Source organism: Halapricum hydrolyticum (genome assembly GCF_025517535.1).
Taxonomy (GTDB): domain Archaea; phylum Halobacteriota; class Halobacteria; order Halobacteriales; family Haloarculaceae; genus Halapricum; species Halapricum hydrolyticum.
Window position 1 is genome coordinate 19,516 of the sequence record NZ_JAOPKC010000012.1, and the last position, 21,117, is coordinate 40,632.

The following is a 21,117-nucleotide window of genomic DNA, read 5'->3' on the forward strand; positions in this document are numbered from 1 at the left end:
TTTGGTTCCGTCGTCCACACGTAGGGGCATGCCCACAGTGCTGTGTATCGGCGGGACGCGCTTCATCGGCCGGGCGACAGTGACGGAGTTTCGCGAGCACGGCTACGACGTGACGCTCTGCAACCGCGGCCGTCACCCGAACCCGTTCGCCGACGATCCCGCGGTCGAGCACGTCAGGTGTGACCGACGCGACGACGAGCGACTGCGAGCCGTCGCCGACCGTCTCGACCCCGACGTCGTGATCGACCTGGTGGCCTATCACCCGCGAGACGTCCGGGTCGCGACCGACGCCTTCGCGGACGTCGATGCGTACGTCTTCGTCTCCAGCGGGGCCGCCTACGGCGAACACCGGATCCCGAAACGCGAGGACGAGACGCAACTCGAACCCTGCAGCGAGCGCGAAGCCGGAGACGACTCCCCGGAAACCTACGGCAATCGCAAGGCTGAGGGCGACCGGGCAGTCTTCGCGGCCGCCGAGGCGGGCGTCCGCGCGATGAGCGTCCGCCCGACGATCGTCTACGGTCCCCACGACTACACCGAGCGGCTGGACTACTGGCTCGCCCGGATCGACAATCACGACCGGGTCGTCGTTCCCGGCGACGGCACGTCGTTGCACCAGCTGGCGTACGTCGACGACGTGGCCAGCGCGCTTCGAATCGTCGCGGAGAAGGGGGAAGCCGGTGAGGCCTACAACGTGGGTGACCGCCACGCCCCCGCGATGGCGGAACTGCTGGAGCTTCTCGCGGCGGCCTGCGACGCTGACGTCGAGACGGTCTACGCCGGCGCTCGCGAGCTCGCGCCCGACCTCCGACCCGGCGATTTCCCGCTGTACAACGACCGCCCGCATCTCCTCTCGGCCGAGAAGCTCCACGATCTGGGCTGGGAGTGGACACCGCATTCGGAAGCCCTCGACGCGACCGTGGCCGAACACCGCGAGAGTGACCGGGACGGGAGCGATCGGGGTCCGCGCCGGGACGTCGAGATCGATGTCCTGGACCGGCTCTAGCTGTGTCGGTCGTCTTTCCGGACGTCAGCCGTCGTCACGCATGAGTGTCACTCGGGCCGCCTCGTAGTCTTCCAGGAAGGCGTCCTCGCCGCCGACAGTCCGGACCCCCTCTTCGAACTCGACGAACAACGTGTTCTCGAAGCCAAAGGAACTGTCTCGCGGCTCGATCAGGCTCTGTCGGACGTCGACGACGGTGAACTGACTGCCTCTGACGTGATAGAGATCTACAGGCTCATCGAGGACCGGGGGAGGTCGCGGTAAGGGGCACGACGAGAGGCACAGTCGCTGAACGGGCGGCAAGGTTTTCACGCGGGGCGTCGATTCTTCGATATGTTCCAGAAGACGACCTGGATCCGACTGCCCAGGAACGTCCTCGTGGGTCACGGCGTCCTCGAGGACACCGTCACGGCGGTCGAGGAACTCCACCTCGCCGGACGGCCGTTGATCGTCACCAGCCCGACACCCAGAGAGGTCGCCGGCGAGCGCGTCGCCGAGCTGTTCGCGGCGGCCGGGCGCGAGCCCGAAACGGTCGTCGTCGAGACGGCCAGCTTCGAGGCGGTCGAGCGCGTCATCGAGGCCGCCGACGACATGGAGGCGGGGTTTCTGGTCGGCGTCGGCGGCGGCAAACCGATCGACATCGCGAAGATGGCCGCCGATCACCGCGGCCAGGGCTTCGTCTCGGTCCCGACCGCCGCGAGCCACGACGGCATCGTCTCGGGCCGTGGATCGGTCCCGGAGAAAGACACGCGCCACAGCGTCGCCGCCGAACCGCCGCTGGCGGTCGTGGCCGACACCGAGATCATCGCTGACGCCCCCTGGCGACTCACGACCGCCGGCTGTGCCGACATCATCTCGAATTACACGGCCGTCCGGGACTGGAACCTCGCGCGCCGCCTCCAGAACGTCGAATACTCCGAGTACGCCGGCGCGCTCTCTCAGATGACCGCCGAGATGCTCGTCGAGAACGCCGACTCGATCAAACCAGGCCTCGAGGAGTCCGCCTGGATCGTGGTCAAGGCACTGGTCTCCTCGGGCGTCGCCATGTCGATCGCCGGCTCTTCGCGGCCCGCCTCGGGGGCCGAGCACCTCTTCTCGCACCGACTCGACCGGCTCGTCCCGGACGCGGCACTGCACGGCCATCAGGTCGGCGTCGGCTCGATCATTGCCGCATATCTCCAGGACGGCGAGAAAGGCATGTGGCGTGACATCCGCACCGCGCTCGAACGCATCGGCGCGCCGACGACGGCCGAGGAACTTGGCATCGACGAGTCGACAGTGATCGAGGCGCTGACCACCGCACACGAGATCCGCGACCGGTACACGATCCTCGGCAACGGCATGAGCGAAGAGGCCGCGCGCGAAGCCGCACGCGTAACGGGCGTGATCTGATAGGGATTGTTGTACGTCTGTCCCGGATCGACCGCTCGATGTAGTAGACTCCGCTCGAAACTGCTACAGCGACTCGTCCTGTGACGTCGCGATCAGCTGTCGGTTCTTCGAGGGACGGGGGATTCTCAGCGTCACACGTGTCCCCGATTCCGAGACCGACGTCTGGATCGTCCCGTCGTGTGAGTCGACGATCCACCAGACGATCCAGAGACCGACACCGGTACTGTGGGCGAGTTGTGTGCCCGACTCACCTCTCAGGGCCAGTCGTTCGTGTTCCGGCAGTCCCGGTCCGTCGTCGGCGACCGCGACCGTCACGGCTTCGGCCGCAGATTCGACCGTGACGGTGCAGGTCGGACTCTCCCCTCCGTGCTTTGCTGCGTTCTCGATCAGTTCGTGTATCGCAGTCTTCAACGTCGGAAACGCGAGGATGTGAGCCTCCGGCGGGACGTTCGTCGAAACCGTGGCCGAGGGATAGGCCGATTCGACGTCTGTGCGACTATCCTCGACGAGCGTCGTCACCGACTGCTCTACGAACACGGATTCCTCTTCCGCGATCCGGCGCAATTCTTTCGATTTCTCGGCCAGCGCGATGATCCTGTCGAGTGTCGCCTCGAGCTCCAGCGGGTCGTGGGGTCGTTGCAGTTCTTCGAGGAGGTAATCGATGTGCCCGCGAATGGCGGTCAGATCGTTCCGGAGGTTGTGCCGCAAGATGCGACCGAAAATCGAGACGAGACGCGCGTAATTCTCCAGCGCGAGGTCGCGCTCCCGCAACTGGAGTTCCGACGCCAGCGCCGACGAGATCCAGTCGACGAACGCGACCGACGCCGCGTCAAACGGCTCGGCACGCGCGCCCCGGCCGACGAAGCAAAGCGTCCCGACCGGACGGTCGTCGAGCTGCAACGGGGTGCCGACGTAGCACTTCAGCGCGTGCGTTTCGTACGCGACATCGTCAACCCAGCCCTGATTCGGGGCGTCGTGGAGGGCGACGGTCTCGTTACGGTCGATGGTGTGGCGGCAAAACGTCGTCCGCAGATCGGCCGTCTCCCCGACGGGAAACGCGCCGTCGGCCGGATCGGTGCTGGCGATGACCTCCCAGTGGCCGAGTTCGGGTACGACCCGGGTGAGGTGTGCGTGCTCGACACCGAGCGCGTCGGCCCCGAGTGCGAGTGCCTCGTCGGCCTTTTCGGTGAATGACGCCTCCGAATCGATCATCTCGGCGATCCCGGAGAAGGTCTCGGCCAGCCTCGCGTCATACATCCTGTGCCGCGACATAGCTTTGGGGGACACAAAACGCTTGGCTGGGTAGGATATTTTAATTTTACACTTAAGAAAATAATAAATACATACCGAAGAACTCGTGGCTCACATGTGATGGGTCGGGAGAGGCCAAAGCCGTTCTGAGATGTGCCGTCTCGATCTAGCCGCGAACCTCGACGACTTCGATCTCGAAGGTGAGCGTTTCGCCCGCGAGTTGGTGGTTGAAGTCCACTTCGACGCTGTCCTCGTTGACGGCCGTCACGTCGCCGTGCAGCCCGTTCTGTGCGTGGACGTGCAATCCGACCGTCGGTGGCTGGCCGACCATCCCCTCGAAGGTCTCGGGGTCGTACTCCCTGACGCGGTCGGGCTCGTGATCCCCGTAGGCTTTCTCGGGCGGAGCGGTCACTGTCGCCGTCTCCCCTTCGGCCATTCCGATCAGCGCCTCGTCTAGCCCCTCGATTATCTCGCCTTCGCCGGCGGTAAACGACAGCGAGGCGTACTCTTCGGGTTCGATGTCTCCGGGCTGGGCCAGTCCCGCCTCGATCGCGACCTCCCGCCGGGACGTGTCGAAGATCGTTCCGTCATCGAGGCGACCGACGTACTCGATGGTCACCCCATCGCCGGGTTCAATTGACATGGCTATGCGTGGGAGAGTCCCGAATATAAATCCTGCCGGTCGTTCTCGCCCGCGAGTCGACCGATCCGTCTGCCTGGTGTCGCCTTTTTCAGACTGCTGGCCATCGCATTCGGAACCTCATCCGAATGCTCGGCCGGCCGTCTCATACTGGTGGCTACACCATTTCGAACTGATTCGACACGACGGCATGCCGACTCTCTGTCCGAAGGTACAACCACCAGTATCAGTCGTCCCGGAGACGCTCGACCGCGGCGCTGGCGACGCAATGGGCGTTTTCGACGGCCACTTCCAGTCCGTCTTCCCAGGAACGGACGCCACCACTCTCCCTGTCGTGGTTCGAGATCGCCCGGATCGTCGCGTACCGATCGAGCGCGTCGTGACGGGCCAGCGCGTGGGCCGTCCCGGCGTCTTCGGTGACTGTCGCCCGATAGGGGGGCGCGCCGTACTGTTCGCAGAGCCATGTAACCTCCGCCGCCCGCTCCGCGCCGTGCCAGAACTCACCGCCGGTGACGACGGTGCCCGACGTAACCGTCCCCGCTTCGAGTGTGACGCTGTCGGCGGCCATCCGGACGCGCGAGCGAAGTCGGTCGTCCAGTTCGTAGACGTAGTCGCGCGGCCGGTACTCGAGTAGCTGCACGCCGTCGTCGGTGCGGTGTTTGCGGTCCCAGTCGACGATGACCTCGCCGAGGACGACCGAACCGACCGGTAACTCGGGCGGGCCACCGGCGATCCCGGCGGTCAGAAACAGCGTCGAATCGTCGACGAGTTCGCTTCCGAACAGCGTCGTGACGGTTGTCGCCGCGGCTGTCGGGCCGACGCCGGTCGCGACGACGCCGACCGTCCCGTCGTGATACACCGGCGATCCGTAGTCCTCGATGGCGCCCGGGAGCGGTCGGGTCGCGGGCCACTCGCGATCGAGCCACGGCGAGAGCTCGTCGGTCGGGAACTCGTCGGCCGCGAACGCCGTGAGAACGAGCACGTCGAGTGCCATCACGAGAGCCACTCGGTGAACTCGCCCTCGATGAGCGTCTCTTCCTGTTTTCGGATGTACTGGGCCTGCATGCCCCAGATCGCCTCCGGGAGCGGGACACCCTCCTGGACGCGCCGGCGGACGTAGCCGAACTTCCAGCGAGCGGGCGTGATCCGCCGGTCGACGCGCTCGCGCAGCGGACGGATGTACTGCCGGGCAGCCTCCGACGAGAGACCCTGCAACCGGAGGCCGTCGCGGGCGTGTTCGAACAGCTCGCCGTAGATCTCCTCGATGTCGGCCGTCTCGCCCGCACCCGTGATCCAGACCAGCTCGGCGTCCAGCCCGTTCCGCATCGCGTTGTAGAAGTTCTTCTCTGCACGCTCCCATTCGAGCGTGCGCACGGGATGTTCCCGCCGGGTCAGACTTTCCAGCAGGCCGGCGAAGACGGCCTGGAACGCGATGGCGTCCCGGATCGTCGGCTGGGCTGGCAACGGACGGAACTCGATGCGGGCGTTGGCCTGTGAGCGAGTCGCGCCGTCGAAGACGGGACGCACCCACCGCCAGTAGGAGCCGTGTTTGTGTCGCACGTGGGCGAACTGGTCGTCGAAGCGTTCTCCCCGGGTAAGCTTCATCGGGACGATCGTTTCGTCGGCGACGATGGCGTCGATGGCGTCATCGACGGTCTCGAAATCGGGCGGGAAGCAGACCTTCTTCGGGATCGACTCGTCGGCCGCGTTGAGCACGGATTCGAACACGGAGATGCGGTGTTCCATCCAGGCGTCGTCCAGGATCGCCGCGTCGGGCACGTCGTCGTACAGGTCCGGCGGGAAGAACGGCGAGTTGACGCCGAGCGCGAGCAGCGGCCCGGCGATCCGGAGTGCGTATCGGAAATACTCCGGCAGGTCCGGCGCGTGGGGCACCTGGACGTGTGGCTGTATCGAGGTGATCAGGCTCTCCGGCATGACCGTGTCGGCTTCGAGCGTGACGTTCGGGGCGTCCAGACGCAATCCGGACGGATAGTCGGTGTTTGCCATCGCGTGATAGCGGACGGAATCGGACATGTTCGTCCCGATTCGGATACCGTCGGCTTCGACCGAGTCACAGAGATACGAGCGGGCGGTCTCGCCGTTCGGCGGGACGGTCCACAGTCCATCGCTGACCAGCCGGATGTTGTCTGCGCGGGTGCGCTCCTGGGCGGGGACGAGGTTGGCCTGCAGTTCCTGCTCCTGGGCGGCCAGCCCGTAGGTGTTCAGCGGCTGGGGGCTGGTCTGCATCTCGGCGTTGTGCAAGCCGAGTTCTTTCTCGAAGCCGATCCGCTCGAGCAGCGGGCGGGAGACGCGCTGGAGGGCGTCGGTCCGGTCGTCGACGGCGTACAACTCCAGCTCGAGGCCGACGATGGTCTCGCTGTTGTCGAAGGTCCCGTCTCGTACCTCCGCTTTGAGGCGTTCGGCCTCCTCGGCCGCCTCTGCCTGGAACTCCTCGGCGTCGACCGCGAGCGACTCCCTGACGGCGGCCGCGAGCTCGGATGCCGACATACCCCCCGATTACGCGTCAGGTATGTTGATACTGTCGGCTGCGGTCACACCGGCACGATCACGACCGCACGCTCGGCTTCGCCCGCGACGGCCGCCGCAGTGCCCCCCAGCCCCATCTCCATCTGTTCCGGGTCGCCGCTTCGCCGACCGACGATGATCTCGTCGGCGTCGACGTCGGCCGCCAGATCGAGGATCGCCTCGACCGGGTCGCCCTCTCGCTGTTCGGTCCAGACCGTCGCCGCGGCGAGGCGGGCGCGGGCGACGTTGATCGCGTCGCTGACGTCCCGCGACGGGGTGCCCGGTTCGACGACCCCCAGTACCATCACCGTGTCGTCGTCGGTGAGTCGCTCGGCGAGGTAGTCACAGGCCACTGCAGTCGTGTGGACGGACGCGCTCGCGAGGAGGTACGTAGTCATAGCTGCCCGGACTCCTCCCCTCAGAAATCGAAATCGTCGGGATCGTCGCCGAAGTCGTCGTCTTCTTCCCCGAAGTCACCGAGTTCGTCGGCTTCCTCGCCGCCGAACTCCTCGGCCTCCTCAGCATCGGCCTCGAAGGCCTCTGGCGGCCGGCCGGCGGCTTCGACGACGCTGTCGTCGACGACGATCGGACAGTCGACCCGGAGCGCGATCGCGATCCCGTCGCTCGGCCGGGCGTCGAAGACGGCGTCCTTTCGCGAGCCGTCGTTGTACTGTTCGGCGTCGATTTTCGCGTAGAAGGTCCCGTCGGCTAGATCGTCGATCCGGACACGGTCGATAGCCCCCCCGAACTCCGAGAGCATCTCGATCAGCAGGTCGTGTGTCAGCGGCCGCTCGAAGGGCTCCTCGTCGATCGCCAGCTGCATCGATTGTGCCTGGTCGGCGCTGACGAAGATCGGCACGTACTGGCCGTTCGCCCGCAAGAGGACGACGGGCGCGCCGGCCCCCTCTTCCCCGACCCCGACGCCGATTCCCTCGACTGTCGCCTCGTGTTCCATACCCCGAAGTTGGATACCAACCGCCAAAAGTACTCGGGCGCGCCAGCGAGCACCGCCAGCGCTACCGGTGGCAGCGACCCGGATTGACCTCTGGCATATAAATCTGTCGTCGATTAAGCCGGTTTGACGGGCCAAATCGCCGCAATCCGGGCCGATCGATCCTGAACCGACTTCGGCGAGTTCCCGGTTGAAGTGGGTGTCTCGACATAGGCTCGACCGGAGGCAGCGAACATGAATCTCACAAAGATCGCAGGCATTGCTCTTGCACTGGTGCTCGTCGCCGGCGGTACGGCGGCGGCACTGCCGGGCAATGCACCCGCGGAAGCAGGCAACGCACCCACGGACGCACCGACAACTGACCAGCCGAACGAGACGGTTGCCGACGAGGACGACGCGAACGAGACGGCTGAAGACGAGCCCGAGCGTGGACCGCCCGCCGACCGCGGCCCGCATGCGAGCGAAGATAAACGTGGCCCGAACGCTGAGCACGAACGCGGTCCCCCGACCGACATGCCCGAGCAGGTCCCCGACTTCGTGACGGAGATCCACGAAACGATCAACCAGTTCCTCTCCGGTGAGCTGGAGGGCGACCTCGGTTCGGCGATAGCCGAGATCACGCCGGACGACGGCGATAGCGACGAAGTCGACGAGACTGACGAGCAGACCGACGACGAGCAGACTGACGAGCAGACCGACGAACAGACTGACGACGAAACGGTCGAAAGCTAAGCACTTGGACTCGACAGGCAGACTCGACTGTCCCCCTGCGCTCGGCCCTCCACCGAGCAATCGCCGGTAACGCCGTTCTTTTCTACCACACTCGCGTACAGGTTCGCATGAGCGTCCCCGGCGCAGAGCTGGAACTCGACCGCAAGCAGGCGACGCTGGCGGTGTTGCCCTTTCTATTGCTGGGGCTCGGAAACCTGGCGCTGTTGCTCGGGTGGGGACTGAAGCCGCTGTGGGCGTTTCTCATCTTACCGCCGATCCTGTTCATCAGCGTGCTGGCCTGGATCGCCTTCCGGACGGGGTTCGTCCGGGATCAGGGCCAGACCTAGGAGAGCAGTTCGTCGACGGCACCCTGCGCAGCCAGCGCGGCGTCGTCGGCGAGTTGTTGCTCGTCGATCCGGTCGTCCTCGACGTTGAGATAGACGTCGACTTCGAGCACACCGTCCTCGAAGGTGACGGTGACGTCGAAGTCAGCGACTGCCGACCGGTCACAGCGCGAAAAGATGACGTTCTCGGCCGCGTCAGCGGCCGTCTGGACAACTTCGCTGTCCTCGACCATCGTCCTCAGTCGCCGCCGGGACCGACGTTCGGGCTCGGGCCGCCGGCGCCACCGCCGCCACCGCCGCCGAGCATCTGCTGGAGCTCCTGCTGGAGTTCCTCGAACTGCTCCTGCACACGCTCTTCCTGCTTGTCGAGGCTCTCGACGCGGACTTCGAGGTTGTCGACCTTCTCTTCGAGGTCGTCGTAGGCCTCGTCGTAGTCGCTCTCGACGAGCAGTTCGCCGACCTGGCGGTACATGCCCGTGTCCTCGTCGATGTCATCGAGCGCGTCAAGCGCGCTCTCGGCCTCGGCGAGCTGGGTCTCGGCCTGCTGTTTCTGGGTGGCGACCTGCTGTGCGGTCTCCTGCAAATCCTGCAGTTCCTCGAGCTTCTCCTGTGCTTCCGGCGGCAGATTACCCTGCATACCCGGACCGTCGTGACCCGGACTGTTAAACCCACGTTTTTGTTCCGGACGGCACGCGGCCGCTCCGGACGGCAGCCGACAGCGTTAATCCGGGCGCCCGAGTAGTACGGATGGCAGCGGGAGCCCGGACCCCGTGTCTTGGACCCGCCGCAGGCGGCCAAAGAGGCATGAGGAAAGTCCCCCCACCGTCCGGGCAGGTGACCGGGTGCAAACCCGGAGCGGGAGACCGCTGGCACTGGAACAGAAACGAGACCACTCCGCCTGACCGATGAGGCGTGCGAACCCCGACTGACGAAGGCCGACTCGGCTGCCGGGAGAAACCCCGGTACGTCGGTCGACCGAGAAAGGAACGGGGAGCTGACCCGCCGAGGGCGGCGTGCCGACCACGTCGGCACGTCACGAACGAGCGAACGTTGCGCGGCGCTCCGCGCCGCGATTTCGAGGCGGTGCGACCGCCACACGGTTCGCGAGTAGACGGTGGAGAACGGATGGAACGGCGAATCCTCACTGGTGCAAGTCCGCGCCACAAGGTAGCCCGGACGCGGCGCGGACGCTCAGCCGAATGCCGGGCCGAACAGAAGGGGGCTTACTCCCCGCAGCCACGATCGCCGTCGCGATCGCGCTGTTTTGATACTGCCGGCTATAACCTTTCGCACGTATTTCGCCACCCCGAGATGCCGAAAACCTTCACGAACGCATAGCCGACAGTCTGACGACCCGCGAGTCCGCCGCTCTCCGCTAGTCGCCGATCGAACCCGTGGGACGCGGTGGCTCCAGGTCCCCCACGAACCGCTTTTCGTCGCCGTCCTGGACGTGGACGGCACAGCCGAGACAGGGGTCGTACGACCGGATCGTCCGCATCACGTTCACCGGGTTGCGGGGGTCCTCGACTTCCATCCCTTCGAGTGCGTACTCCAGGATGCTCGGATTCCCCTCTTTGTCCCGGGGGCCGAGGTTCCACAGCGTCGGCGAGATGATCTGGTAGTTGGCGATCTCACCGTCTTCGACCCGCACCCAGTGGGAGAGCGCGCCACGCGACGCGCCCCAGAGCCCGACGCCCTCGCCGGTGAAGTCGTCGGTCCACTCAGCCCGCAGCGGTCCGTGGATGTCCACCGAATCGATCCACTCTCCGAGCAGGTCCCTGACGAGTAAGAACTCCTGCACGCGGGCGATAAGGCGGTTCAGCGTACTGCCCCGCTGGGGATCGCCGCCGAGTTGCGCCCGGAGATCGAACGGGTCGTCGCCGGCGGCGATCAGCCTGGCGAGCGGTCCCGTCTCGACCGATTGACCGTCTAACCGCGGGGCCTTTCCCCAGGAGTACGCGCCCTCCTTGTCCGGCGCCGGCTCCGGTGGCGGCGCGCGCTGTGGGTGGCCGCCGGATTCCTCTGTGTACCAGGCGTGACTCGTGTCTTCGGTGATACCCGCGAGCAACTCCGCCTGGCTCGGCTCGTGTATCGTGCCATCGATGAAGATACCGCCGGGGAACACGAGGCCACCGTCGTCGTCGTAAAACATCCCGTTGGCGTAGAAGCGCCCGGGGCCGACACCGAACTCGTCGGCGCCTTCCTCCGCGGCCGCGACGAGGACGCTCAACATGTCGTACAACCCGTGAGCGTCACTCGGCGGCCCGCGCTGGTCGCGGACCGCCTCCAGCACCTCCGGGACCGCGTCGGTCGGCCCCACCCACTCGTCGACCGACGCGATGCGCTCGCGGACCCGTTCGACCGTCTCTTCGTCGGGCTGGGCGACGACGCCCCCTGGCGCGTACGTCAGCGGATGGGGCGCGCGGCCGCCGAACTCGGTGAACGCCTGCAGCAGCGTCCGCTGGTTGGATAGCGCGCTCTCGTATCCCGCCCCCTCGTTCGGGTTCAATCCTGCATATCCGGTCTCCGCGACGGCGTCGCTGTAGTCCGGTCCGGCGAGCGTGAACACGTGGATCGCGTGGTTCCAGAGCAGGAACATCCCTTCCATGACGTTCTGGAGGAGGCGGGCGTTGTACGGCACGCCGCCGAAGACGCCCGCGCTGGCGGCCGCGTCCTCGAGCGCGAGCGTCGCGGCCTTCCGGTGGGAGGTGAAACAGACCCCACAGACCATCTGGGTAATCTGGGGGACGTCCGAGGGCGGTCGCCCGACGGTGATGTTCTCGATGCCCCGGAACATCTCCATGTGGCTCTTGGCCGACTGAATCTGCCCGTCCTGCACGTCGATCGTCGTGCTGTGGTGCCCTTCGATCCGCGTCGTCGGGTTGATTTCGATCTCCGGCATCAGTGATCACCGACCGACTGGTTTCGGGGATCCTCTCTCCAGACGATCGGTCCGTCCGGACTGAGCCAGCGATTGACGAGCCACAGCGCCCCGATGACGGGGAGCAGGGGCAACAGCATGAGACACACCGGGATCGCGATCAGCAACCCGGGAAGACTGCCTTCCGGTCTCGGAATCGTGTGGCCCGGCTCTTCGATCGGTTCGGGCTCGCCGATCTCTTCTCTCGTCTCGCGTGCTTCGTAGAACGGGGTGAACCGGTCCCAGAACGCCGGCTCGACACAGCCGATGCAGGGTGCGCCGATGTCTCGACAGATGGTGGTCCCGTCGTTTCGCAGCCGCTTGGAGTCGTCACAGTGGGCGTGGACGCCGGCACAGCCGGCCTCGTAGAGACACCCTTCCTCACCGGGTTCCGCCGCGAAGTCTTTGGCCTCGTAGTCCGGTCGACGGGAGCAATCGTCGTGAACAAGCGGGGCGAACAGCGGCAGCGGCCTGTTGAACTCATCGAGAGTCGGAATGTGGCCGTTCAGGACCGTCGCGAGCGTCAACAGGATGTGGTCCGGGTGCGTGGGACAGCCCGGAACGTTGATCACCGGAAGGTCGGACCCGGCGGTAAACTCCGGACCCAGTACGCCGCCCCGGTCGATGCCCTCGAACTGGATGCCGGACGCGCCGGTCGGACTGGATCGAACCGCTTCCGGGTCACGCTTTCCGGCGGCCGGCAGCCCGCCGTAGGCGGCACAGCTCCCGACGGCGACGACTACTTCGGCACGTTCCGCGAGCTCCATCACCCAGTCGAGGATCGGCCGACGGTTCCCGAATTGATCGACACCGAGCGTCGCCGATCGCGGGACGTCCACCGGAATCGATCCTTCGACGATCAGTACGTCCGGCGCGGTCTCGATCGCATCGAGCGCCCTGTCTCCGGCGTCGGTCATCAGCGTCGGGTGAAACGCGATCGACTCCCGAAACTGTTCGAGCTGGAACTGTTCCGGATACTCTCCCTGAAGCAGCGAGATCGTACAGCCAGTGCAGCTCTGTCCCTGGAGCCACGCGACGTCGAGGTCGTCTTCGACGGCCCGTTCCAGAGCAGCGTCGATCTCCGTCGAGAACTCGGACACCACGTCGCCCGGCTCTCGGTCGACTGCCAGCGACAGGAAATCGTATCTCGGTTCCGGTTGTATCCGCTTTTCGGGACGCCTACCCCGTTGAGCCGTCGCCATACTCGTCGTATTGGGCTACTAATACATATATTTACTGGCGATGAGGTACCACTAGTAAAAATACGGGAATATCACTGATCGTCCGAATCGATGTCGCGTCACGTTCGTGGAGAATTGTGGGGGATAGCAGCGGGCCCGGGGATCCTCAAATTCCGTCTGAGAGGGGCTAACTGGCGTTTTTCGAGACCGATATGACTGGTTTCCAGATAGTCCGGTTACGTGATCTGATCGGAAGGAACGCCCGAAATATGAGGGCGATAATAAAGAATGAAAGCGGAAAAGTCAGGGATATGAGCGCTAAATCGGGATTATGAAATAAAATAATAATACCGACAGTAAAGATAGGGTGTGTGATAGGTGTTCGGGGGCGTTTCTGCCGTCGATGGGCGTCCCCACGAGTTACTATCCCCCCGGGCGAAGGATTCGGCATGGATGTCCTGATCCTGGGCGGTACGGGCCTTATATCGACAGCGATCACCCGGAAGCTCGATGCTGCCGGCCACGACGTGACTGTCTGCAATCGCGGCGAAAGCGACGCTGCGATCCCCGAGTCGGTCGACCGCGTCCGCGCGGATCGGTTCGGCGACGAGTTTCCATCGCGGGTCTCGGGCACCGATCCCGAGGCCGTGATCGACATGCTGTGTTTCTCCGAGAGCGACGCCGAACTCGCGGTCGAGGCGTTCGGCGGCCGGGTCGAACAGTACGTGTTGACGTCGACGATCGACGTCTACCGCCGCCCGGTCGACTCGAACCCCGTCGTCGAGAGTGCGCCGCGTCACCCGCCGACGAGCAACTACGGGGCCAACAAGGCCGCCGCCGAAGACGTGATCCGCGGGGCCCACGACCGGGGTGAATTTGCGGCCACTATCGTCCGTCCGTGGACGACCTACGGCCCGCACGGCAACGGTAACCTCTGTCACACGTTCGGGGTCGACACGACCTACCTGCGGCGGATCCGCGACGGCGAGCCGATCGTCGTCCACGGGGACGGCACCGGACTGTGGGGACCGGCACACCGCCGGGACGTCGCCGGGGCCTACGTCGGCGCGGTCGGCAACCGGGCCGCCTACGGCGAAACCTACAACGTCACCGCCGAGGCGGTCCCGACCTGGAACGAGTACTACCGGACGCTCGCGGACGCGCTGGACGCGCCCGAGCCCGAACTGGTGCACGTCCCGACGGACGTTCTGGTCGAGATCGCGCCGGATCGTACCGACTTTCTCGTCGATCACGGCCGCTACAGCACGACCTTCGATACTTCGAAGGCACGGCGGGACCTGGGCTACGAACAGTCGATCGGACTGGAACGTGGCGCTCGGGAGGTCATCGAGTATCTCGAAGACAACGACGCGATCACGAGCGAGGACGACGCCTTTATCGACGCGCTCGTCGCTGCCTGGCAAGAGACGAGAGACGGGTTCGTCCAGGGTTCGAGCGCTGATAGGGAGTAGCGTAGCCGATCGGAGCAACTCTCATATTGCCGGCTGTAACATTTCGAAATAATTCACCACCCCGGGGTGGCAAATATCTGTACGAACGTACAGCCGGCAGTATCACTCCGATCGGGTGACCGGATCATCGTTCCCGGGCGAAATCTATGGATTTCCGTGATCACGAGAATCGGAGATTCTCGAACGACTCCTTGAGGGAGGGGGCTTAGTGACTACATTCAGCTAATTGGTTCAGTCTGTAGTGCCTGGGGCTGTGCAACAGTTCTATGTCACCCTCGGCGATGACGAATCCGGGGGCTGCGACCGCCCGGAAGACGCCGAAGGCATGTCTGTGGCTCCGAGGTCGACCGCGCCACCCGGGGCGGTCGTCTCGGGGGGCGCGTATCGCACCGAACCTCATACGAGTGCGGGCGAAGGTGCACCTGAAGAGGGGGGGTTCGAGTAGGAACAGAATACCTGCCTTGCCTGAATCTTGTGCACGTCAGACGCGCTCCTGCGTCTGGATAGTTGAGGAGAATTAAGAACACTATAAGACTTGTAGATATGCTTCGACTGGACGCTTAGGAACATCCTACTTCAAATATCGAGACGGAGGCTCCCCCTGTATCTCGCACGGTGTTCTCCACAGGTGGCGAGTGACTCATACGGATTATTGTACCGATTTACCGCTCCGACCGTCCCGCGGTCGATGCGGAACAGACGTCCAATAATCCGTATCAGCGGGATGATCGGCAAGTGAGAGCCCTTTCTCTATCCTACGACCCGAACGCGCGCGACCGGACACGAAGCGCGACCGATTCGAGGGCGTAGGCCAGGCTGTACAGCGAGGTTAGTGTCAGCGGCACGAACGCCAGCGCGCCGAGCGAGACGACGAGCAACTCGGTGTTCGCCGCTCCGAACACGGTCGATTCGACCGCTGGAAGCGTGGCGAGAACCGCGGCGTACGCCTCGAAGACTCCGGGATACGTGGCCGACAGGCCGAGACCGATCACCGCGAGCGATGTGACGGCGCTCGCCAGCGCGAACGCAAGCGTCGAGACACCTCGACACAAAAGCGACAGGAGCCGTGGCGCACCGACGTCCATCGCCGCCTGGAACGCGAACGCGGCCAGCGCCGCCGTGAGGACTAGCCCCGGCCGCCGCGAGAATGCCGACTGTCCGATCCCGACGAACAGCGCACCTGCGAGCAACGGCAACGCCGGTCCGAAGACCAGCCAGGCGTCACGGGGCAACGTCGCGTCCTTGCGCTCCCGGATCCGCGGGACGAATCCTCGGCCAGCGACCCATGCGGACGCAGTTCCGGCCAGCCCGACCACCAGATAGTGAACGAGGCTGACAGTCACGAACGGTCGATCGATATCGACCATCGGCACTCCGGCCACTGAGACGTCGGGTGCCGTCGACTGGACCACCAGTGCGATGGCCAACAGCGGGACGAGTGCGACGGCAGCGACGGCCGATCCGACGAGTCCACCGCCGGCGGATCCGGCGGTGGTCACGGCGGCCCAGCCACCCGTCGCGAGGACGTAGGAGACGACGTTGCGTAGTCGATCGACCGGGGCCGACAGCCGCGAGGCCGTCTCGGTGACTGACGGGACCGACTCGTCGGTCTCGAACCGATCGATGGCGGCCGAACTCGGATGGCCGAGACTGAGCTGTGTCGTCGGCGTCTCGTCGGCCTCGTCGGAACCGGTAGCTGCCGTCTCGGAGTCCGGAACGGCTGCCGGACCGCTCTCGCGGAGCTCCGCGAGCAGGCCATCAACAGCGTCGGAGTCCAGCAGCGCCGTGCGCCAGAGCTGCGGTCCGCCGGTCAGCCACAGCGAGAACGGACAGAGCTGGTCGGCCTGGTGCCAGCTCCAGGCCGCGACGCCGAACCCGGTGTCGTCGACCCCGTATCCGTTCGGAACGTCTGCTCCCTCGATATCGTCCGGCAGCGGCGTCGTCAGGCGCCCGTGATACCGCTTGAACTCCCTGGCGCCCGTCTCCGGTCCGAGGACCTCGATGAACCCCCGGAGGTGCTCATTCAGCGTCTCGTCGGTCCGCACTGCGTCGGTCGTGTCTGTCGATAACGTCTCGAACGCGAGCGTCCCGTTGATCGGGCCGAGCGACTCGTAGAGGTCGTCGTATCGCTGTCTCCGATCGGGGTCTTCGAGGACGTTGCTGGCCTCGTTGATCCGCATGTGGCGCTTCTCGTCGGCATCGGGGCTGGTCCCCATCGGCGAGAATCGGCGGTCAGCCTGTTTGCGATGGCGTTCGATCGTCTCAAGATCGGCCTCCGGGTCGACGCCGATCCGCGCGTAGTAGTCGATCGCATCCGGGTCGGGCTCTGGCATGCCTGCGAGGTTCCTGTCCGGTTCGTGGGACGGATCTCCCAAAAGCGTCCCGTGTTGGCTGGACAGGATAAAAAACCATTTAGGAGATGCCCGAACACATGGGGGTATGGTAGACGGGTACGCAGTGGGGATCGACCTCGGAACGACTAACAGCGCCATCGCGGCGGTCACGGGGGACGAACCTGAGATCATTCCGAACAGCGACGGAGAACGGACGACCCCGTCGGTCGTCATGATCGATGAGAACGACGAGACCGTGGTCGGACAGCCGGCGGCCAACCAGGCCGTCAGCAAGGCCGAGCGGACGGTCCAGCACATCAAACGCCACATGGGGGAGGAAGACTACGTCGTCGCGATCGACGACGAGGAATACCGGCCCGAGCAGATCTCGGCGCTGATCCTCTCGCGGCTGCTCGCCGACGCTGAAGCCTACCTGGGTCGTGACGTCGATTCGGCGGTCATCACTGTTCCCGCTTACTTCGGCGACGCCGAGCGCCAGGCCACCCGTAGCGCCGGCGAGATCGCCGGGATCGACGTCGAGCACGTCATGACCGAACCGACGGCGGCCTGTCTGGCCTACGGACTCCAGGAGACCAACGACGCCGACGACGCGGCGGCACACGATCGTCGGCACGTGTTCGTCTACGACCTCGGTGGCGGGACCTTCGATGCGACGCTCGTCGAGATCGACCTCGAACACAACCACATCGAGGTCAAGAACACCGACGGCGACCGCAGTCTCGGTGGTGAGGACTGGACCCAGCGGATCGTCGATCACTTCGCGGAGATCGCAAGCGAGGACGGCGACGTCGACGTCGCTGGCGACCCCGAACAGGAACAGCGTCTCTACGACGCCGCCGTGCGGGCGAAACACGACCTGTCCAGCCGCGAGCAGACCGAGATCACGATCCCGTATCTCGGCCCCGACTACAACCTGGAGACGACGCTCTCCCGCGAACGGTTCCAAGAGCTGACCGCCGACCTGCTGGATCAGACGATCGATTCGGTCGACGAACTGTTCGAGCGCTCGGAGAAAGACATCGAGGAGGTCGACGAAGTGCTGCTGATCGGCGGGGCGACCCGGATGACACAGGTCCAGGAGACCGTCGAATCGTACTTCGGGATGGAACCGCTCCGGTCGGTCAACCCCGACGAGGCCGTCGCGCTCGGCGCGGCGACGCAGGCCGAACTGATGTCCACGAGCGGGGACACGACTGCCGACGACGTGCTCCCTGGCGAGGAAGAGGACCTACTGCTGGTGGACGTCACGCCCCAGCCGATCGGGATCGAACTGCACGACGGCGACTTCGCACCGGTCGTCGATCAGGACGAGAAGGTCCCGATCAGCCAGAGCGACGATCGGTTTACGACGGTGATGGACGACCAGACCGGCGTCCGGTTCCCGATCTACCAGGGCCAGGCCGAGACGGCCGAGGAGAACACGAAACTCGGCGAGATGGTGCTATCGGGTATCCCGAAAGCGCCCGCCGGCGAGCCAACGCTGGAAATCGACTTCGAGGTCCAGTCGGACGGCACGCTCGAAGCGTCGGCCACTCACGTCGACTCCGGCGAATCGGTCGACACGACCATCGAATCCGGCGTCCGCCTCTCCGAGAAGGAGATCGAGCAGATGAAAGAGGCGCTGCCGACGCTGAAAGACCGCGCCGTCGCCGGTGCCGACCAGAAAGAAGCGTAGCCGGTCGGCCCGGTAGACCCGAACACCGAATCGAACACGCTTTTTCGGTGCGCACGAGAACATCCACCACGAGCCATGGCTGACGACGACCCAACAGTGCCGATCATCTGCGAGGAGTGTGGGACGGAAACCCGGGTTCCGCTGGACGGGCTGGCCGAGACCCTGGAACGACACAACGAGAACCGTCACGACGGCGAGCAGATCGCACAGGTCGATCCCGACATCGCCGACCGGATCGCTGATCTCGTCGCCGACGACCTGGGATTGCTCGAGGAAGACGGGTGAACTACCCGGTCCGGAACGACAGATCAAGCGTCTCCACCGAGTGGGTCAGCGACCCCATCGAGATGATGTCTACGCCCGTCGACGCATAGGCTGGCACGTCCTGGACGGAAATCCCGCCCGAGGCTTCCGCGAGCACGTCCGGATCAGTCGCCCGGATTCGATCGACGGCGTGTGCGGTCGTCGCGGGGTCCATGTTATCGAGCAAAACGATGTCTGCGCCGGCCTCGGCCGCCCGCGGGGCGTCCTCGGGCTCTTCGACCTCGACCTCGATTTTCGTCGCGAAAGAGGCCTTCGTGCGGAAGTGCTCGATCGCGCTTTCCAGTCCCATCTCGGCGACGTGGTTGTCCTTGACCATCACCATGTGTGAGAGGTTCAGCCGGTGGGTATCCCCGCCGCCGGCGACGACCGCGCGTTTCTCGATTCCACGGAGACCGGGCGTCGTCTTGCGGGTGCAGGCGATCCGGACTGACTCCGCTGTCTCCCGAGCGGTCTCGACGGCCCGGCGGGTCTTCGTCGCGATACCGCTTGCGTGACCGACGACGTTGACCGCGACGCGCTCGCCTCGCAACGTCTCGCGGGCAGGCCCGCCCGTCCGGAGGACGATGTCGCCAGGCCCGATCCGATCGCCGGGTTCGACGGACGTCTCGACGTCGACGCCGAGGTACTCGAAGACCGCACGCGCTCCATCCAGCCCCGCCGCGACGCCGGGCTCTCTGGCGACCAGGCGGCCGTCGGTTTCGCCCGGAACCTGGTTCGTCACGTCGTGATGTCCGATGTCCTCCTGCAGCCAGGATTCGATCTTGCTATCCGGAATCATACTCTCAATCCGCACTCGCCTCGGGGGATTCGAGGAGGTAATGCGTGCCGCGGCTCTCGGGGCTTTCGCTGGCGGCACGGGCGATCAGCAGCGCGGTGATCGCGGCGTGGCGGAGTTCGTACAGCGATCGCGAGGTGCGCGTGCGGACGTACGCGTCGACTTCGCCTTTGAGCCGCCGAAGGACGCCCTGAGCGCGCCGGAGCTGTGCCGGGTCGCGTTCCAGCCCCACGTACTCGTCCATCACGCGGCGCAGGCGACGGAACTTCTCACGGGCAAACTGCCCGGACAACTTGGGATCGCGATCGAGTAACCCGGGCGGTTCGATCGTCCGGATCTCGGAAACGTCGCGGAGGGACTCGGCGGCGTCTGAACCAGCACGTAGTCCCCAGACCAGTCCCTCCAGCAGGCTCGTGCTCGCCAGGCGGTTCGCGCCGTGGACGCCGGTTCGGGCACTTTCACCGACCGCATAGAGGTTCTCCAGTGAGGCGCGCCCTCGGTCATCGACGACGACGCCGCCACAGAGGAAGTGTTCGGCCGGTGCAACCGGTATTCCCTCGCGGTAGTCGATGCCGTTGTCCTCACACAGCTCGACCAGATCCGGGAACTCACTGGCGAAATCAAGGGGACTGACGTCGAGTCGGACCTCGCCGGTCCGGTCGCGCTCGGTCTTGACGGCGCGGGCGACGACATCCCGGGGCGCGAGTTCGGCGTCCGCGTGATAGTCGGGCATGAACCGCTCGCCATCGGCGTTTCGCAGCAGGGCCCCCTCGCCGCGGACGGCCTCGCTGACGAGGAACTGGTCGTCGGCCGCCGTACAGACTGTCGGGTGGAACTGGACGTACTCCATGTCCGCGACCGCTGCACCGGCGAGTGCGGCCATCCCGATCCCGTCGCCGGTCATTCCTTCGGGATTGGTCGAGTTCGGATAGAGCTCGCCGATTCCGCCCGTCGCGAGGATCGTCGCGCCCGCAAAGAGCGGTTCGACCTCGCCGTCGGATTCGACCATCGCGCCGTAGACTCGCCCCTCGTGACTGAGCAACTCAAGCGCGGCGGCACCCTCCCGTATTTCGACATCCTCGCGGCTCTCGAGGTAGTTCAGGAACGGGACGTGGATCGCCTTGCCGGTCGAGGCGTCGACGTGGAGGATCCGCTCGTCGCTGTGGGCGGCCTCCTGTCCGAAATCGAGTTGCGCTTTGCCAACCGACGAGCCGCCCGCACCGCCGGCGCTACTCACGGACTCCGTCCGTTCGTTGTCCGTCGAGCGTGACTCGACGCGGTCGAATTCGACGTCAAGCGTCTCCAGCAAGACGTCGCGGACGGCGTCGTTGGCGTGCTCGACCAGCACGTCGACGGCCCCGGGATCGGCCGTGCCGTCACTGGCCTCGATGATGTCCTGCTTGAATTGCTCGGGGTCGTCTTTCGAGACGGCGATACCGCCCTGCGCCCACCAGGAAGAAGCACCCTCCGGACGAGTCGCCTTGGTCGCGATCGTCACGTCTGCTCCCTCGCGGGCCGCTGTGAGCGCGGCGGCACAGCCGGCGATGCCGGAGCCGATCACGAGCACGTCAGTTGTGTCTTGGTCCATCGTGATCAC

The 21,117-nt window shown here is 65.4% G+C and carries 21 protein-coding genes and 1 other RNA gene; 8 read left to right on the forward strand and 14 right to left on the reverse strand.

Going from position 1 to position 21,117, the window contains the following annotated elements; genetic code table 11:
• Nucleotides 1-28 precede the first annotated feature (28 nt).
• Nucleotides 29-1,006 carry an NAD-dependent epimerase/dehydratase family protein gene (locus OB916_RS10845; RefSeq protein ID WP_315909316.1) on the forward strand — a complete coding sequence of 326 codons (978 nt, stop codon included), beginning with the start codon at nucleotides 29-31 and terminating at the stop codon, nucleotides 1,004-1,006.
• 24 nt (nucleotides 1,007-1,030) lie between these two features.
• On the opposite strand, the gene OB916_RS10850 is transcribed toward OB916_RS10845, so the two are convergent.
• The gene (locus OB916_RS10850) at nucleotides 1,031-1,315 is read right to left on the reverse strand and encodes a TrmB family transcriptional regulator sugar-binding domain-containing protein (RefSeq protein ID WP_315909317.1); all 285 of its coding nucleotides are present in this window, start codon (nucleotides 1,313-1,315) and stop codon (nucleotides 1,031-1,033) included.
• A 21-nt stretch (nucleotides 1,316-1,336) separates the two neighbouring features.
• Here OB916_RS10850 and OB916_RS10855 point away from each other — a divergent pair, with 21 nt between their 5' ends.
• The gene (locus OB916_RS10855; protein WP_315909318.1) at nucleotides 1,337-2,395 is read left to right on the forward strand and encodes an NAD(P)-dependent glycerol-1-phosphate dehydrogenase; all 1,059 of its coding nucleotides are present in this window, start codon (nucleotides 1,337-1,339) and stop codon (nucleotides 2,393-2,395) included.
• Between the two features lie 63 nt (nucleotides 2,396-2,458).
• On the opposite strand, the gene OB916_RS10860 is transcribed toward OB916_RS10855, so the two are convergent.
• From OB916_RS10860 to OB916_RS10885, 6 genes are all read right to left on the reverse strand, one after another.
• Nucleotides 2,459-3,652, reverse strand: coding sequence for a GAF domain-containing sensor histidine kinase (locus OB916_RS10860; protein WP_315909319.1), 1,194 nt, complete (start codon nucleotides 3,650-3,652; stop codon nucleotides 2,459-2,461).
• Between the two features lie 160 nt (nucleotides 3,653-3,812).
• Nucleotides 3,813-4,289, reverse strand: a complete 477-nt coding sequence (locus OB916_RS10865; protein ID WP_315909320.1) for an FKBP-type peptidyl-prolyl cis-trans isomerase — start codon at nucleotides 4,287-4,289, stop codon at nucleotides 3,813-3,815.
• A 223-nt stretch (nucleotides 4,290-4,512) separates the two neighbouring features.
• Nucleotides 4,513-5,280 carry a phosphorylase family protein gene (locus tag OB916_RS10870; RefSeq protein ID WP_315909321.1) on the reverse strand — a complete coding sequence of 256 codons (768 nt, stop codon included), beginning with the start codon at nucleotides 5,278-5,280 and terminating at the stop codon, nucleotides 4,513-4,515.
• Nucleotides 5,280-6,794, reverse strand: coding sequence for a hypothetical protein (locus OB916_RS10875; RefSeq protein ID WP_315909322.1), 1,515 nt, complete (start codon nucleotides 6,792-6,794; stop codon nucleotides 5,280-5,282). Before OB916_RS10875 ends, OB916_RS10870 begins: the two co-directional genes overlap by 1 nt.
• 44 nt (nucleotides 6,795-6,838) lie before the next feature.
• Nucleotides 6,839-7,210: a universal stress protein gene (locus OB916_RS10880; RefSeq protein WP_315909323.1), complete on the reverse strand. Its 372-nt coding sequence runs from the start codon at nucleotides 7,208-7,210 to the stop codon at nucleotides 6,839-6,841.
• Between the two features lie 20 nt (nucleotides 7,211-7,230).
• Nucleotides 7,231-7,767, reverse strand: a complete 537-nt coding sequence (locus OB916_RS10885) for a bifunctional nuclease family protein (RefSeq protein WP_315909324.1) — start codon at nucleotides 7,765-7,767, stop codon at nucleotides 7,231-7,233.
• Nucleotides 7,768-7,998: 231 nt separating this feature from the next.
• Between OB916_RS10885 and OB916_RS10890 the strand changes: the two genes are divergently transcribed.
• On the forward strand, nucleotides 7,999-8,496 hold the full coding sequence (locus OB916_RS10890; protein WP_315909325.1) for a hypothetical protein: 498 nt from the start codon (nucleotides 7,999-8,001) through the stop codon (nucleotides 8,494-8,496).
• Between the two features lie 107 nt (nucleotides 8,497-8,603).
• Nucleotides 8,604-8,822: a hypothetical protein gene (locus OB916_RS10895; protein WP_315909326.1), complete on the forward strand. Its 219-nt coding sequence runs from the start codon at nucleotides 8,604-8,606 to the stop codon at nucleotides 8,820-8,822.
• On the opposite strand, the gene OB916_RS10900 is transcribed toward OB916_RS10895, so the two are convergent.
• Both OB916_RS10900 and OB916_RS10905 read right to left on the reverse strand, forming a co-directional pair.
• Nucleotides 8,819-9,052: a DUF3194 domain-containing protein gene (locus OB916_RS10900; protein ID WP_315909327.1), complete on the reverse strand. Its 234-nt coding sequence runs from the start codon at nucleotides 9,050-9,052 to the stop codon at nucleotides 8,819-8,821. The genes OB916_RS10895 and OB916_RS10900 overlap by 4 nt on opposite strands.
• Before the next feature lie 5 nt (nucleotides 9,053-9,057).
• Nucleotides 9,058-9,456 carry a prefoldin subunit beta gene (locus tag OB916_RS10905; RefSeq protein WP_315909328.1) on the reverse strand — a complete coding sequence of 133 codons (399 nt, stop codon included), beginning with the start codon at nucleotides 9,454-9,456 and terminating at the stop codon, nucleotides 9,058-9,060.
• A gap of 112 nt (nucleotides 9,457-9,568) precedes the next feature.
• Between OB916_RS10905 and rnpB the strand changes: the two genes are divergently transcribed.
• An RNA gene (gene rnpB / locus OB916_RS10910) (RNase P RNA component) lies at nucleotides 9,569-10,057 on the forward strand.
• Between the two features lie 137 nt (nucleotides 10,058-10,194).
• On the opposite strand, the gene OB916_RS10915 is transcribed toward rnpB, so the two are convergent.
• Both OB916_RS10915 and OB916_RS10920 read right to left on the reverse strand, forming a co-directional pair.
• The gene (locus OB916_RS10915) at nucleotides 10,195-11,721 is read right to left on the reverse strand and encodes a nickel-dependent hydrogenase large subunit (protein ID WP_315909329.1); all 1,527 of its coding nucleotides are present in this window, start codon (nucleotides 11,719-11,721) and stop codon (nucleotides 10,195-10,197) included.
• Nucleotides 11,721-12,941, reverse strand: a complete 1,221-nt coding sequence (locus OB916_RS10920; protein WP_315909330.1) for a hydrogenase small subunit — start codon at nucleotides 12,939-12,941, stop codon at nucleotides 11,721-11,723. Before OB916_RS10920 ends, OB916_RS10915 begins: the two co-directional genes overlap by 1 nt.
• Nucleotides 12,942-13,369: 428 nt before the next feature.
• Here OB916_RS10920 and OB916_RS10925 point away from each other — a divergent pair, with 428 nt between their 5' ends.
• The gene (locus OB916_RS10925) at nucleotides 13,370-14,392 is read left to right on the forward strand and encodes an NAD-dependent epimerase/dehydratase family protein (protein WP_315909331.1); all 1,023 of its coding nucleotides are present in this window, start codon (nucleotides 13,370-13,372) and stop codon (nucleotides 14,390-14,392) included.
• Nucleotides 14,393-15,147: 755 nt separating this feature from the next.
• On the opposite strand, the gene OB916_RS10930 is transcribed toward OB916_RS10925, so the two are convergent.
• Nucleotides 15,148-16,725: a J domain-containing protein gene (locus tag OB916_RS10930; protein WP_315909332.1), complete on the reverse strand. Its 1,578-nt coding sequence runs from the start codon at nucleotides 16,723-16,725 to the stop codon at nucleotides 15,148-15,150.
• A 106-nt stretch (nucleotides 16,726-16,831) separates the two neighbouring features.
• On the opposite strand from OB916_RS10930, the gene OB916_RS10935 reads away from it, so the two are divergent.
• Together OB916_RS10935 and OB916_RS10940 are read left to right on the forward strand one after the other, a co-directional pair.
• A complete protein-coding gene (locus OB916_RS10935) occupies nucleotides 16,832-18,421 on the forward strand; it encodes an Hsp70 family protein (RefSeq protein WP_315909333.1) in 1,590 nt (529 codons plus the stop codon).
• Between the two features lie 75 nt (nucleotides 18,422-18,496).
• A complete protein-coding gene (locus OB916_RS10940; RefSeq protein ID WP_229125104.1) occupies nucleotides 18,497-18,706 on the forward strand; it encodes a hypothetical protein in 210 nt (69 codons plus the stop codon).
• Between the two features lies 1 nt (nucleotide 18,707).
• Here OB916_RS10940 and nadC read toward each other — a convergent pair whose 3' ends face one another.
• Together nadC and OB916_RS10950 are read right to left on the reverse strand one after the other, a co-directional pair.
• Nucleotides 18,708-19,523 carry a carboxylating nicotinate-nucleotide diphosphorylase gene (nadC, locus tag OB916_RS10945; RefSeq protein WP_315909334.1) on the reverse strand — a complete coding sequence of 272 codons (816 nt, stop codon included), beginning with the start codon at nucleotides 19,521-19,523 and terminating at the stop codon, nucleotides 18,708-18,710.
• 4 nt (nucleotides 19,524-19,527) lie between these two features.
• Nucleotides 19,528-21,114, reverse strand: coding sequence for an L-aspartate oxidase (locus tag OB916_RS10950; RefSeq protein ID WP_315909376.1), 1,587 nt, complete (start codon nucleotides 21,112-21,114; stop codon nucleotides 19,528-19,530).
• Nucleotides 21,115-21,117 lie beyond the last annotated feature (3 nt).